Raw genomic sequence first — 13,110 nt, 5'->3', positions numbered from 1 at the left:
CGTCATCAACACCACCGGTCCGGCCCATGGGCGGGCGCTGCAGCTGAGCCCGGCGCTAAGCTCGCTGGCGGAATCCGGCTTGATCAGGACGGACCAATATGGGCTTGGCATCGAGACAGGTCTCGACAGCCGGGCGATCGGCCGGGACGGCGCGGCGGTCGCGACACTCCTGGTCGCCGGCCCGCTGGCACGAGGCACTTTCGGCGAGCTCATGGGTCTGCCGGAAGTCGCCCGCCATGCCCAGGCGGTCGCGGGGGAAATTGCCAAGCTGCTGGTTACGCTGCCGTCAGCGCAGGTGATCGGCGCCCATGCCGCGCATGGCCCTCTTGCGGGCTGACATCTGCAGGCCGGGTTCGGCAGCGAAAATTGGTATTTCCGTCCCAAGAGTGCCCCAAAAACGGAAAATCCTTCTTTGTATATATATTCTATAAACATAATAAATATCGGCGAAGTTCGGCTGCGGCCGGATCGATCAATGACACGGCCTGAATGGGAGACATTTCATGGCACACGCAGAGACCGACGCGATCAAGTTTGCCTACTGGGTGCCGAATGTTTCGGGCGGCCTGGTGATCTCCAACATCGAGCAGCGCACCAACCATTCGGCCGAGTACAACCGCAAGCTGGCGCAGATCGCCGAGAGGTCCGGCTTCGACTACGCGCTCAGCCAGATCCGTTTCACCGCCGGCTACGGCGCCGACGAACAGCATGAATCGGTGGCGTTCAGCCATGATCTGCTGGCGGCGACCACCACGCTCAAGGTCATCGCCGCGATCCTGCCCGGGCCATGGAACCCGGCGCTGGCGGCCAAGCAGATCGCCACCATCAGCTACCTGACCAACGGCCGCGTCGCGATCAATCTTGTCTCCGGCTGGTTCCGCGGCGAGTTCCACGCTATTGGCGAGCATTGGCTCGACCATGACGAGCGCTACCGCCGCTCGGAAGAATTCATTCGTGCGCTGCGCGGAATATGGACTGAAGACAGCTTCACCTTCCGTGGTGATTTCTACCGCTTCAACGAATATTCGCTGAAGCCGAAGCCGCCGCGGCCGCTGCCCGAAATCTTCCAGGGTGGCTCGTCGCGCGCCGCACGCGACATGGCATCACGGGTTTCGGACTGGTACTTCACCAACGGCAACACGCCGGCCGAAATCGCCAAGCAGGTCGACGACCTCAGGGCCAAGGCGAAGGCCAACAACCATTCCGTCAAGGTCGGCGTCAACGCTTTCGCCGTCGTTCGCGAGACCGAGGAGGAGGCGAGGGCGGTGCTCGCCGAAATCATCGCCAAGGCCAATCCCGAGGCGGTAAACGCCTTTGGCCACGAGGTCAAGAATGCCGGTAAGGCCTCGCCGGAAGGCGAGGGCAATTGGGCGAAATCGTCCTTCGACGACCTGGTCCAGTACAATGACGGCTTCCGCTCCAACCTGATCGGCACTCCCAGGCAGGTTGCTCAACGCGTCGTCGACCTGAAGCGCGCGGGTGCGGATCTCATCCTGCTCGGTTTCCTGCACTTCCAGGAAGAGGTCGAGTATTTCGGCGAGCATGTCATCCCGCTCGTTCGCGAATTGGAAGACGCCGAGGCAGCGGCGTCGCTGGCGGCGGAATAGTCACCCGCACAGGTTGGCCGGAGAGATTCCGGCCAGCACACGCATGGAAGCTACCCGGCGCGCTCGAGCCATCGAGCAGCAATGAGGATTTGCGCGCGTGCTGAAGCAATCGAGGACAATTGGAATGCCTCTGCCCACTTATACGCTCGGAGTGATGGAGGCTTCCGCCTATGCGCCGGAGGTCTTTGCGCGCGGCCTGCCGTCAAGCCCACGGCCGGAGCAGTCGTTCGAAGATGTCGCCAAGCCGGCAGGGGCCGTTGCCGGCGCTGCCTCAGCATTGCTTTCGCTTCAGGGCATCAGCCTGTCGTTTGGCGGCGTCGTCGCACTGGCCGACGTCGACCTGTCGGTTCTACCAGGCGAAATCCGTGCCATCATCGGCCCTAACGGCGCCGGCAAGAGCTCGCTGATCAACGTCATCAGCGGCGTCTACAGGCCGGATCGTGGCCATGTCCAGCTCGACGGTACCTTCTATGCCCAGGTCCCGACGCAGCGGCTGGCCCATCTCGGCGTCGCCAGAACCTTCCAGAACCTTGCACTGTTCAAGGGCCTCAGCGTCCTCGACAATGTCGCCTCTGGCCTTGCCTACAAGGTTCGCTCCAACTTTGCCGGCCAGGTGCTCGGCATCGGCCGCTCGCGTGGCGAGCAGCGCGATTCACGCAGCCGTGCCGAACAGGTCCTCGAATTCCTCCATCTCACCGCCATTCGCGACCGTCTTGTCGGCACTTTGCCTTATGGGCTGCAGAAGCGTGTCGAACTGGCCCGCGCTCTGGTGGCCGAGCCGCGCCTGCTTTTGCTCGATGAACCGATGGCCGGCATGACAGCGAGCGAAAAGAGCGAGATGGCGGCTTTCGTCCGTGCCGCGCGCGATCGTTTCGCCACCACCGTGCTGTTGATCGAGCACGATGTCGGCGTCGTCATGGGCCTGTCCGATCGAATCGCCGTCCTCGACTACGGCCGCAAGATCGCCGACGCCACGCCCGATGAAGTCAGGAACGACCAGCGCGTCATCGATGCCTATCTCGGCGTCGCCTCGGACAATGAGGACGGGGCAGGCATATGATCGCCGGTTTCGACTACCAGTTCTTCATCGAAGTGCTCGTCGGAGGCCTGCTCTCAGGCGTCATGTATTCGCTTGTCGCGATCGGCTTCGTGCTCATCTACAAGACCTCGGGCGTGCTCAATTTCGCGCAAGGCGCGATGCTGCTGTTTGCGGCACTCACCTTCGTCAGCCTTGTCGAGCGCGGCATTCCCTTCGCGCTGGCGCTGGTGGTCACCTTCGCCATCATGGTGGCGATCGGCATCGCCATCGAGCGCACGGTGCTCAGGCCGCTGACCAACAAGCCGCCGATCACGCTGTTCATGGCGACGCTTGGCCTCTCCTACATCATCGAAGGCGCTGCCCAGCTGATCTGGGGCACGCAGGTCCACGGCCTCGATCTCGGCATCGAGGACGTGCCGCTGGAAATCGGCGGCGTGCTGATCAGCCAGTTCGACATCTTCGCGGCCGTGGTTGCTGCCGGCATGGTCCTCCTGCTGTCGCTGTTCTTCCGCTACACCCGCATCGGCCTCTCCTTCCGCGCGGTCGCCGACGATCAGTTCGCGGCACTCGCGGTCGGCCTCAGGCTACCCTTGATCTGGACCACTGTATGGGCCGCCGCCGGCCTCGTCGCTTTGGTGGCCGGACTGCTGTGGGGCGCACGCCTCGGCGTGCAGTTCTCGCTGTCGCTGGTGGTGCTCAAGGCGCTGCCGGTGCTGGTGCTCGGCGGTTTCGATTCCATCCTCGGCGCCATCGTCGGCGGCCTCTTGATCGGCGCCAGCGAGAAGCTCGCCGAAGTCTATATCGGCGACTATTTCGGCGGCGGCATAGAGAGCTGGTTTGCCTATGTCGTCGCCCTCGTCTTCCTGCTGATTCGCCCTTCCGGCCTGTTCGGCCAGAAGCTCGTCGAGAGGATCTGAACGATGACCTCGATAACAAGCGATTTCGCCGCCGCGCCGGTGCTGCCGAAATGGGTCGTGCCCGTGCTTTTGCTCGCTTTCGCTTACGGCGTCGTGCCGCTGATCGGCTCAAGCTATCTGTTCGAGGCCATCCTGCTGCCTTTCCTGGCGCTCAGCCTCGCCGGCGTGGGCTTGAACATCCTGACCGGCTATGCCGGCCAGGTGTCGCTTGGCAGTGCTGCTTTCATGGCGGCCGGCGCCTTTGCCGCCTATAATTTCAACCTGCGTGTCGAAGGCCTGCCGCTGGTCGGCAGCATCTTCCTGGCCGGCATAGTGGCGGCCGCGATAGGCGTCGTTTTCGGCCTGCCCAGCCTGCGCCTGAAGGGTTTTTATCTCGCGGTTTCGACCCTTGCCGCGCAGTTCTTCGTGCAATGGGCGCTGACCAAGTTCAGCTGGTTTTCCAACAACTCGGCGTCCGGCGTCATCGACGCGCCGAGACTGTCGATTTCAGGTTTCGCGCTCGACGGCGCCATCGGCCGCTATTTGTTCGCGCTGACCATCGTCACGGTGCTGACCTTCCTTGCCTATAGGCTGGTCTCGTCGCAGACCGGGCGCAACTTCATCGCCATCCGCGACAATGAAACCGCCGCCCGCATCATCGGCATTCCGGTGCTGAAGACCAAGCTTCTGGCCTTCGCCATCTCGTCCTTCATCATTGGCGTTGCCGGCGTCATCTGGGCCTTCGCCTATCTCAGGACCGTCGAGCCGGACGGCTTCGATCTCGACCGGTCGTTCCAGATCCTGTTCATCATCATCATCGGTGGTCTGGCTTCGATCCGCGGCGCGTTTTTCGGCGCCGCCCTCATCGTGGTCTTTCCACTCGCTCTGTCGCGCCTCGGCGGCTTTCTGCTTGGCGATCTCTTCGACTCGGGCGTGCTCGACATGAGCCAGCGCATCGTGCTGGGCGCGCTCATCATCCTGTTTCTGATCCTTGAACCCGACGGGCTGGTGGCGCTGTGGGACATGGTCCGAAGACGGCTCCTGTTCGCCTGGCAGTCGACTTGAGCTGATGCATTGAAAATGAATCCAATCCGAAAATGAACAAGGGGCCGAACCCAAGACGGCCCATACCGGGAGTACCTCGACCATGACTTTCCTCAGCACAATCAAGGCGGCGGCGCTGTCCGCGGCGATGATCGTGTCGGTGGCCTTGCCGGCCGCGCACGCCGACGAGCAATATTTTCCGCTGCAGAGCTATCGCGTCGGGCCTTACGCGGCCGGCGGCACCGGCTTCTTCGGCGGCTTCATCGACTATCTCAACCTCATCAACGTCCGCGACGGCGGCGTCAACGGCGTCAAGCTGACCTGGGACGAATGCGAGACCCAGTATGAGGTAGAGCGCGGCGTCGAATGCTATGAGCGGCAGAAGAGCCATGCCGGTGCCGCCGCCTGGAACCCGCTCTCGGTCGGCATCGCCTATGCCATGATCGATCGCATCACCGCCGACAAGGTGCCGCTGATCACCGTCAACCACGGCCGCACCGACTCCACCGACGGGCGTGTCTTCCCTTACGTCTTCCCGCTGCTGCTCAATCCCTACAGCGAGACATCAGGCATCGTGAACTACATCGCCTCCAAGGAAGGCGGCATCGACAGACTGAAGGGCAAGAAGATCGTCGTGCTCTATCACGGTTCGCCCTACGGCAAGGAGACCATCCCGATCTATGAATTGCTGGCGCAGAAATACGGCTTCACCGTGCAGCAGATCGAGGTGCCGCATCCCGGCAACGAGCAGCAGTCGCAGTGGCTGACGATCCGCCGCGCCAAGCCGGACTTCGTCGTCCTGCGCGGCTGGGGCGTGATGAACCCGGTGGCGCTGAAGACGGCGGTCAAGGTCGGCTTCCCCGTCGACCATATCGTCGGCAATGTCTGGTCGAATTCCGAAGAGGACGTGATCCCCGCCGGCGACGCCGCCAAGGGCTACACCGCCATCACCACGCAGGCTTCCGGCAACTCCTACCCGGTGGTGCAGGAGATCGTGAAGACGGTCTATGGCGCCTCCAAGGGCAACCTTGAAGACAAGTCGCGCATCGGCTCGGTCTACCACAATCTCGGCATCGTCAACGGCATCCTCAATGTCGAGGCGATCCGGGTCGCGCAGGAGAAGTTCGGTCACCGCACGCTGACCGGCGATGAGGTCCGCTGGGGCTTCGAGCATCTCAAGCTTGATCCGGCCAAGGTCGAGGCGCTCGGCGCCAAGGATCTGTTCCATTCGATCAATGTCAGCTGGGACAATCATGAAGGCGAAGGCTACGTGACCTTCCAGCAGTGGGACGGCAAGAAGTGGAACGTCGTCTCCGACTGGATCGCGCCGGACTGGGCGCTGCTGAGGCCGATCATCGAGAAGTCCGCCGAGGCCTACGCCGCCGAGAAGGGCATCAAGCTGCGCACCGCCGACGATGCCAATGCTGTGACCACCAACTGATCAGTCAGTGCCGGGCGTCGCGGACCAAGTTTCCGTGGCGCCCGACCTGTTCGGTTTTCGAACCGCGAAAGAACAGCCTATGCCGAACGATGACGTCATTCTTGCCGTGGACGCGGTCCATGCCACCTACAACCACGCCATCACCGCGCTGCACGGCGTCAGCTTCGAGCTCAGGCGCGGCCAGATACTGGCATTGCTCGGTGCCAATGGCGCCGGCAAGACCACGACGCTGAAGGCCGTCTCCAACCTGCTGCCGGCGAAACGTGGCCAGGTCAATGCCGGCACCATCCGCTATGAAGGGTCCGATGTCTCGCGCCGCAAACCGGGTGACCTGGTGCGCGCCGGGCTGGTTCAGGTGCTGGAAGGTCGCCACTGCTTCAAAAGCCTCACCGTCGAGGAGAATCTGATCGCCGGCGGCATCGGCCGCAGCGGCAGCCGCGCCGAGATCAATCAAGACCTCGAGCGGATCTACGGCTATTTCCCGCGCCTCAGGGAGAAGCGCCGGACATTGTCCGGCCTGACCTCCGGCGGTGAACAGCAGATGACCGCCATCGGCCGGGCGCTGATGTCGCGCCCGCGTCTGCTGGTTCTCGACGAGCCGTCGATGGGGCTCGCCCCGCTGATCGTCCAGGACATCTTCCAGAGCTTGAAAAAACTCAACCGCGAGACCGGCCTGTCGATCCTGGTCGCCGAGCAGAACTCCGCGGTGGCGCTGCGATATGCAGACCATGCCACGGTGCTGGAGAACGGCGTTTCCGTTCTCGCCGGAGCAGCCGCCGAGCTTCGCCAGCGCGAGGACATCAGGGCCTTCTATCTCGGTCAATCGAACCCCGGGCAACAGGCATCACCCGCCACCAGGCCCGCCCATCTCCACGCCGTTGCCTGAGCCAAAATCCCAAGGAGCAGTGAAATGACCGTTTCGACCGTCAAAACCGACAAGGCTTCCGCCGCCGTGCCGCCAGTCGCAAGGCCGACCGCGCCAGCGCACATCATCAAGGACGATGCGGAGGCGATTGCGATTGCCCACGCGCTCGCCGCCGAATTCGTCAAGGACTCCTCCCAGCGCGACCGCGAGCGGATCTGGCCGGTCGCCGAACTCGATGCCTTTTCGCAAAGCGGCCTTTGGTCGATCAATGTACCAAAGGCATTCGGTGGGCCGGAGGTGTCCTATGCGACGCTGGCGAAGGTGATCGAGATCATCTCGGCGGCGGATTCCTCGATCGGCCAGGTTGCCCAGAACCATCTCGGCGTCGTAGCCGCCATCCGCACCGTGTCCGACGCGGACCAGCAGAAGCTGCTGTTTGCCGAAGCGTTGAAAGGCACGCGGTTCGGCAACGCCTTTTCCGAGTTCGGCTCCAAGCGCGCCGCCGATTTTGAGACCCGCTTCACCGATGCCGGCGATCATGTGGTTGTCAACGGTCGCAAATTCTATTCGTCCGGCGCGCTGCTTGCCCACCTGGTGCCGATCGTGGCGCTCGATGACGAGGGCCGCGCCTGGTATGCGATCGCCGACCGCGGCGCACCCGGCCTGACCGTCATCGACGACTGGTCGAGCTTTGGCCAGCGCACGACGCTGTCCGGCACCGTTATCATCGACAACGTCAAGGTGCCGAAGACCCATCTGGTACCCGGCTACAAGGGCTACGACAGGCCGACCGCCGACGGCGCCATCTTCCAGATCATCCAGGTGGCGGTCGACACCGGCATCGCCCAGGCGGCGATCGACGAGACCGTCAATTTCGTCAGGACCAAAAGCCGCGCCTGGATCGACAGCGGCGTCGACAACGCCTGGGACGATCCTTACACCATTCAGGCCATCGGCGACCTGACGCTGCGCCTGCACGCGGCGCAGGCGCTGCTCGAAAAGGCCGGTCATGCGATCGACCGGGCAGTGATCGATCCGACCGCCGAGACCGTCGCGCATGCCCAGATCGTCACCGCCGAGGCAAAAATCCTGTCGACCGAGATCGCCATTGCCGCAACCAACAGGCTGTTCGAACTTGCGGGAACCCGCTCGACGCTGGCCGAATACAATCTCGACCGGCATTGGCGCAACGCGCGCACGCACACGCTGCACGATCCGGTGCGCTGGAAATACTCGATCCTCGGCAAATATTTCCTCAACGGCGAAAATCCGCCGCTGCACGCCTGGAGCTGATTCCCACCGGCGGGCGGGCGGCCTGCCACGTCAAACCTTCGACCATCCAAGAGGCCCACTGCCATGTCAAATCCAACAGTCGTCGGCTTTTCCGGCAACATCACCAGGCCGTCGAAGACGCGCGCCTTCGTCGATCTGGTCACCAGGGACATCGCTGCCAGCCACGGCCTGTCGGCGAGCACCTATGATATCGAGGATCTCGGCCCGTCGCTGGGAACGGCGAAATGGGCCCGAGATCTCGACGGCCAGGCGCGCGTCATCCTGGAGGCGATTCTCGCCGCCGACGTGCTCGTCGTGGGCTCGCCGACCTACAAGGGCAGCTATACCGGCCTTTTTAAGCACTTCTTCGACCTGATCGATCCGGCGGCATTGCGGGGAAAGCCCATCGTGTTGACCGCGACCGGAGGTGGCGAGCGCCACGCCTTGATCGTCGAACATCAGCTGCGGCCGCTGTTCGGCTTCTTCGAGGCCTTTGCGCTGCCGACCGCCGTCTACGCCACCGACAAGGATTTCACCGACGGTGTGCTGCGCTCCGAGGCGATCCTGAAGCGTGCGGCGCAGGCGGTCGACGAGGTCGGCTTCGTGCTGGCCAACCGCTCGGCCGGCAGGATCGCCGCTGAATAGCCTGTCGTCAGCGGATTGAACTGAACGAAATCCGTGAGGGCAGCGCCCCCGCTTACGCGCAATTTACGACCGCCCGCTAAAACCGTTCCTGTCTGATTCGTCTGGGACAGGAACGTCATGAGCAAAGCCCTCACATCCTTCGCGCTGGTCGCCGTGCTGACCGCTCTGCTCATGGCGCTGAGCTTGGCTGTCGTCAGGCACGGCTATCCCTATGGCGCGATCGGCGTCAGGCGCCTTGACGGCATTGCCGACGCCGGCGTGTTCATCCCGATTGCCGCTGTCTATTTCTTCAGCGCGATGCTGATGATGATCCTGCCGATCAGGGCGGCCGGCATCGTCCTGACCCATGCCGCCGACGCCCTTTTCTGGACCGTGATCGCACTGTTTGCGACCATTGTCGGCTGTCTGGTCGCCCGATGGGCGTTCGGGCAGGGCAGCGCCGTGTGGGCGCTGCTCAACTGGCGGTTCCTGTTTGTCGCGGCGATCGTCGGTTGTCACTTCGTCATGAATGAGCTGCGCCGCAATGTGCTGCTGCGCAGCCTGTTCTTCGTGGTCTTTGCCGCCGCGACGCTGGCCTGCCTGTTCTGGTCGTTCACGCTCTGACGTGTCGCCGGTTAGTCGGCTGATCCGGCGGCGATGTTGCCGGCGGCCGTTTCCATCCATGTCCAGAGATAAGTGGCAAGACCGCGGTCGACATGGATGCGCAGCTTGCCGTCAAGACGATAGACGACGGCGCTGATGCCGGCGAAGGAAAGTGCTGCACTGGCACTTGGCTTCGCGGGATCGAGCGTCGTTCCACGCGCGATGAAAGCGTCGAGCGCCATGCCCTCGGCCTCGAATATTTGCAACCCAGCGCTGATCGCCGTCACAGCGAACCCTTCCGCGTGCCAGCCCATGGCGATGGCAAGCGGGCTCTTCGACACGACAAGCAGCCGGTCGCGCGCCAGCCGCGCCGCGTAGCGGTCGCCCTGTGCGATACCAAAGGCACCCACGCCAGTCCCGCCGATGCTGGAAGCCCGTGCCCACGCGTCGAGGTCGCCGCTGACCAGCAACTGGTTGAGGCCGAAGACTGTTCGTACCGCAAGGCCCGGCGTGGCGATGACCGCGCCCTGCCAGTCCGGTGCAACGGACCATTTTTCCGAGAGATCACGCATGCAGCCGCTCTCCTGCCGGGTCGAAGGCGCAAGGGGCGGTAATCGTCGCCTTGCTGATCTTGCCGAGATGCTGGATGTCGATCGTCTCGCCGTGCCGCGTCGCGCCGCGCTCGATCAGCCCAAGCGCAACCGGGCGACCGAGCGTCGGGCTTTGGTAGCTCGAGGTGACAAAGCCTTGGCTGCGCAATCTGCCGTCGATCCGTTTGATGCCATGCGCGCCGGTCGGCAGCGGCGCTTCGCCTTGCGGCACCGCTAGTCCGACAAGCTGCATGCGGTTGTCACGCGAGGCCTCCTCTGTGAACAGCGAGCGGTGGCCTACGAACTCGGTCTGGCGCTTGACGCGCGGGCCGTCGATGCCGAGATCATGCGGCAGCGTGGTGCCGTCAGTGTCCTTGCCGATGACGATGAAGCCTTTCTCGGCCCGTAGGATCATCAGCGCCTCGAGACCAATGGCGACGGCATCGAAGGCCTGGCCGGCCTTGCGCAGATGCGCCCATAACGGCTCGGCGCGATCGGCCCGGATCGAAATCTCATAGCTCCTGTCGCCGGTGAAGCTGACGCGGGCAATGCGGACCTCGTCGCCTGCATAGCTTCCATGAGCGATCGCCATATGCGGCAGGTCGGCATCGCCGAGCGAAAGACCGAGGCCAAGCGCTTCGAGCAGTTTTCGGGAGTTTGGCCCCGAGACGGTCAACGTCGCCATGTCTGATGTGGCGTTGTGGATGTAGACGGCGCCGCGTCCGAAGCGGTCCTGGCGCCATTCCTCCAGTCGGGCGTGAACGGCAGCGACATGCGAGGACGAGCACGAGACGACGAAGCGATGCTCGTCCAGCCGGACCAGAACGCCGTCGTCGAAGATCACGCCGTTCTCCGACAGCATGAAGCCGTAGCGGCAGCGGCCCGGCTTCAGCGTCGACATGGTGTTGTAGTAGAGGAAATCGACGAACGCCGCCGCCTGCGGTCCGATCACCTCGATCTTGCCGAGCGTCGAGCCGTCGAACAGCGCGACCGACTGACGGGCGCGTAGCGCCTCGTCCGCGATCGAACGCTCCGCGTCCGCGTTGCCGCCATAGTGGGCCGGGCGCAGCCAGCCGCCATATTCCTGGAAGACAGCGCCATTGGCGCGATGGACGTTTTCGAGCGGCAGCCGGCGCACTGGCGCCATCAATTCGCCGACGCGCGCACCGGCAAAGCTTGCCAGCGGCACCGGCGTGAACGGCGGACGATAGGTGGTGGTGCCGACCTCCGGCACCGTACGCCCGGTGATACCGGCCATCAGCGCCAGGCCGGGCAGGTTGGAGGTCTTGCCCTGGTCGGTCGCCATGCCGAGCGTGGTGTAGCGCTTCAGATGTTCGACCGAAACGAAGTTTTCGCGCGCCGCCAGCTCGACGTCCTTCACCGTCACGTCGTTCTGGTAGTCGATCCAGATGCGTCCCTTCGAGCCCGGCATTGGCCATGCCGCCAGAATGCTGGCCGTCGCCTCCGGCCCGGTGCTGCGTGGTGTTGCCGCGTTCGCCTGGCCAGCGAATGCCTTTCCCACGCCGGCAAACACATCCGACAAGGAGACCGCGCCGGCAGCGGCACCGGCAACAGCAATGCCGTCGACCGGATCGCCCGGCAGGAAGGCCGCGCGCGCATCGCTCCAGGCGAGCTTGCCCTTGGCCTGGCCGAAGAGATGGATGGTCGGCGTCCACCCGCCGGAGACCAGAACGCAATCGGCATCGAACCTCGTGCCGTCGTCGAGCGTCACGCCGTCGACGCGCAGCTTGCCGCTGGCGGAAGCCAGCGCGCGCCCTTTGACCAGCCGGACATTGGCCGGCGCGGCAGGCGTGCCGTTGCACCGGATGTCGACAAGCCTGACTTCGGCGCCGGCCTCGGCAAGCGCCCCCGCCACCTCATAGGCGCTGTCATTGTTGGTGGCGACGACGATGCGGCGGCCGACCAGCACAGCGTGGCGCCGGAGATAGGCGAGCGCCGCATCCGCCGACATGATGCCCGGCAGATCGTTGTTGGCGAAAGGCAGCGGCCGCTCGATGGCGCCGGCCGCCAGCACGATCTGGTAAGGCCTGACCCGCCACAGCGTATCCGGCCGGCCGTCGAAATGGCGTTGATTCAGCCCGACCAGATTGTGGTCGTAAATGCCGAAGGCGGTGGTTGAAGGCAGGATGAGGTGACCGCCAGCGGCAAGCTCGGCAATCGTCTCCTTGACCCATACGGCCGCCGGCTTGCCGTCGATCTCCGCGGCACGATGGCCAAGCGATCCGCCGGGACTATGCTGGTCATCCACTAGGGTGACGGTCAGGCCAGCACCAGACGCCAGCCTTGCCGCCGCCAGCCCGGCCGGTCCCGCGCCTACAACCAGCACATCGCAATGATGGTTGATCTGGTCTGCCTTGCCCGGCGAGGTCCAGTCGGCGTCGACTGTGCCCAATCCCGCCATGGCGCGGATGCGGGTCTCGAACCTGTGCCAGTCCGGCCACATGAAGGTCTTGTAGTAGAACGCCGCCGGTATGAAGCGCGCGAAACGGTCGAGGAAGGCGTTGCGGTCGGCCAGCGCGCTGGGCGTGGCGTTGACGCTTTTCGCCACCAGTCCGTCGCGCGCCGGCTCGGTCGTGGCGCGCGTGTTGGGCGTCGCCCGCGAGCCGCCGATGTCGACCAGCGCGTTGGGCTCCTCGACGCCGGCGCCCCATATGCCGCGCGGCCGGTGGTATTTGAAGCTGCGGCCGACGACCGCGACGTCACCCGCCAGCAGCGCCGCGGCGATGGTGTCGCCGGCAAAGCCCTGCACGATGGTTCCGTCGAAGCTGAAGCGGATCGGGCGCGAGCGGTCAATGGCGCTGCCGCCGGTGGCAAGACGTGAGGCGGTCACGCGGCATGCTCCCCGCCGAGAGCGGCCGAGGACAGCACCTTGTGCGTGACGGTGTCGCGTTCCATGATGAAGAACTCGCCGCAGTTCATGTGAACCCAGATCTCGCGCGCCGTACCTTTCGGGTTGGTGCGCAGATAGAGGTAGTTTGCCCAGCGATCGATCGGCACGTCGGCGCCATCCGGCCGCGTGTTACCGGCATCGCCGCCATAGTGGAACTCGGTCTCGTCACGCGGGCCGCAGAACGGGCAAGGAAAGAGTTGCATGATTGCCTCTGGTCT

The 13,110-nt window shown here is 64.2% G+C and carries 12 protein-coding genes and 1 pseudogene; 10 read left to right on the top strand and 3 right to left on the bottom strand.

Going from position 1 to position 13,110, the window contains the following annotated elements; genetic code table 11:
• The 10 genes and pseudogenes from EOB49_RS05880 to EOB49_RS05835 all read left to right on the top strand — a co-directional run.
• Window positions 1–337: pseudogene (locus EOB49_RS05880) on the top strand (hydroxyacylglutathione hydrolase); the annotation flags it as partial.
• 166 nt (window positions 338–503) lie between these two features.
• Window positions 504–1,607, top strand: coding sequence for a dimethylsulfone monooxygenase SfnG (sfnG, locus tag EOB49_RS05875; RefSeq protein WP_127380442.1), 1,104 nt, complete (start codon window positions 504–506; stop codon window positions 1,605–1,607).
• 124 nt (window positions 1,608–1,731) lie between these two features.
• Window positions 1,732–2,667: an ABC transporter ATP-binding protein gene (locus EOB49_RS05870; protein ID WP_127380441.1), complete on the top strand. Its 936-nt coding sequence runs from the start codon at window positions 1,732–1,734 to the stop codon at window positions 2,665–2,667.
• Window positions 2,664–3,563, top strand: a complete 900-nt coding sequence (locus tag EOB49_RS05865) for a branched-chain amino acid ABC transporter permease (RefSeq protein WP_127380440.1) — start codon at window positions 2,664–2,666, stop codon at window positions 3,561–3,563. The genes EOB49_RS05870 and EOB49_RS05865 overlap by 4 nt, the downstream gene beginning before the upstream one ends.
• A 3-nt stretch (window positions 3,564–3,566) precedes the next feature.
• A complete protein-coding gene (locus EOB49_RS05860; RefSeq protein ID WP_127380439.1) occupies window positions 3,567–4,607 on the top strand; it encodes a branched-chain amino acid ABC transporter permease in 1,041 nt (346 codons plus the stop codon).
• A gap of 82 nt (window positions 4,608–4,689) precedes the next feature.
• On the top strand, window positions 4,690–6,027 hold the full coding sequence (locus EOB49_RS05855; protein ID WP_127380438.1) for an ABC transporter substrate-binding protein: 1,338 nt from the start codon (window positions 4,690–4,692) through the stop codon (window positions 6,025–6,027).
• 79 nt (window positions 6,028–6,106) lie between these two features.
• Window positions 6,107–6,913, top strand: a complete 807-nt coding sequence (locus EOB49_RS05850) for an ABC transporter ATP-binding protein (protein WP_164781600.1) — start codon at window positions 6,107–6,109, stop codon at window positions 6,911–6,913.
• Window positions 6,914–6,937: 24 nt separating this feature from the next.
• Window positions 6,938–8,185: an SfnB family sulfur acquisition oxidoreductase gene (locus EOB49_RS05845; protein WP_127380436.1), complete on the top strand. Its 1,248-nt coding sequence runs from the start codon at window positions 6,938–6,940 to the stop codon at window positions 8,183–8,185.
• A gap of 63 nt (window positions 8,186–8,248) precedes the next feature.
• The gene (gene msuE / locus EOB49_RS05840) at window positions 8,249–8,809 is read left to right on the top strand and encodes an FMN reductase (protein WP_127380435.1); all 561 of its coding nucleotides are present in this window, start codon (window positions 8,249–8,251) and stop codon (window positions 8,807–8,809) included.
• 117 nt (window positions 8,810–8,926) lie between these two features.
• Window positions 8,927–9,412: a hypothetical protein gene (locus tag EOB49_RS05835; RefSeq protein WP_127328841.1), complete on the top strand. Its 486-nt coding sequence runs from the start codon at window positions 8,927–8,929 to the stop codon at window positions 9,410–9,412.
• An 11-nt stretch (window positions 9,413–9,423) separates the two neighbouring features.
• Here the strand turns inward: EOB49_RS05835 and EOB49_RS05830 are convergent, their stop codons facing one another.
• The 3 genes from EOB49_RS05830 to EOB49_RS05820 are packed head-to-tail and all read right to left on the bottom strand — an operon-like array spanning window position 9,424 to window position 13,095.
• On the bottom strand, window positions 9,424–9,963 hold the full coding sequence (locus tag EOB49_RS05830) for a hypothetical protein (protein WP_127380434.1): 540 nt from the start codon (window positions 9,961–9,963) through the stop codon (window positions 9,424–9,426).
• On the bottom strand, window positions 9,956–12,832 hold the full coding sequence (locus EOB49_RS05825) for a sarcosine oxidase subunit alpha family protein (protein ID WP_127380433.1): 2,877 nt from the start codon (window positions 12,830–12,832) through the stop codon (window positions 9,956–9,958). The genes EOB49_RS05830 and EOB49_RS05825 overlap by 8 nt, the downstream gene beginning before the upstream one ends.
• Window positions 12,829–13,095, bottom strand: a complete 267-nt coding sequence (locus tag EOB49_RS05820) for a sarcosine oxidase subunit delta (protein ID WP_127380432.1) — start codon at window positions 13,093–13,095, stop codon at window positions 12,829–12,831. Before EOB49_RS05820 ends, EOB49_RS05825 begins: the two co-directional genes overlap by 4 nt.
• Window positions 13,096–13,110 lie beyond the last annotated feature (15 nt).

The organism is Mesorhizobium sp. M7A.F.Ca.MR.148.00.0.0 (assembly GCF_003997735.1).
Taxonomy (GTDB): domain Bacteria; phylum Pseudomonadota; class Alphaproteobacteria; order Rhizobiales; family Rhizobiaceae; genus Mesorhizobium.
This window is presented reverse-complemented; position numbering and strand designations above follow the sequence as displayed.

Bases quoted from the DNA above. Each gene is read 5' to 3' on its own strand.
- EOB49_RS05845 (WP_127380436.1), top strand. From the start codon at position 6,938: ATGACCGTTTCGACCGTCAAAACCGACAAGGCTTCCGCCGCCGTGCCG.
- EOB49_RS05860 (WP_127380439.1), top strand. From the start codon at position 3,567: ATGACCTCGATAACAAGCGATTTCGCCGCCGCGCCGGTGCTGCCGAAA.
- sfnG (WP_127380442.1), top strand. From the start codon at position 504: ATGGCACACGCAGAGACCGACGCGATCAAGTTTGCCTACTGGGTGCCG.
- EOB49_RS05870 (WP_127380441.1), top strand. From the start codon at position 1,732: ATGCCTCTGCCCACTTATACGCTCGGAGTGATGGAGGCTTCCGCCTAT.
- EOB49_RS05855 (WP_127380438.1), top strand. From the start codon at position 4,690: ATGACTTTCCTCAGCACAATCAAGGCGGCGGCGCTGTCCGCGGCGATG.
- EOB49_RS05820 (WP_127380432.1), bottom strand. From the start codon at position 13,095: ATGCAACTCTTTCCTTGCCCGTTCTGCGGCCCGCGTGACGAGACCGAG.
- EOB49_RS05865 (WP_127380440.1), top strand. From the start codon at position 2,664: ATGATCGCCGGTTTCGACTACCAGTTCTTCATCGAAGTGCTCGTCGGA.
- EOB49_RS05835 (WP_127328841.1), top strand. From the start codon at position 8,927: ATGAGCAAAGCCCTCACATCCTTCGCGCTGGTCGCCGTGCTGACCGCT.
- EOB49_RS05830 (WP_127380434.1), bottom strand. From the start codon at position 9,963: ATGCGTGATCTCTCGGAAAAATGGTCCGTTGCACCGGACTGGCAGGGC.
- msuE (WP_127380435.1), top strand. From the start codon at position 8,249: ATGTCAAATCCAACAGTCGTCGGCTTTTCCGGCAACATCACCAGGCCG.
- EOB49_RS05850 (WP_164781600.1), top strand. From the start codon at position 6,107: ATGCCGAACGATGACGTCATTCTTGCCGTGGACGCGGTCCATGCCACC.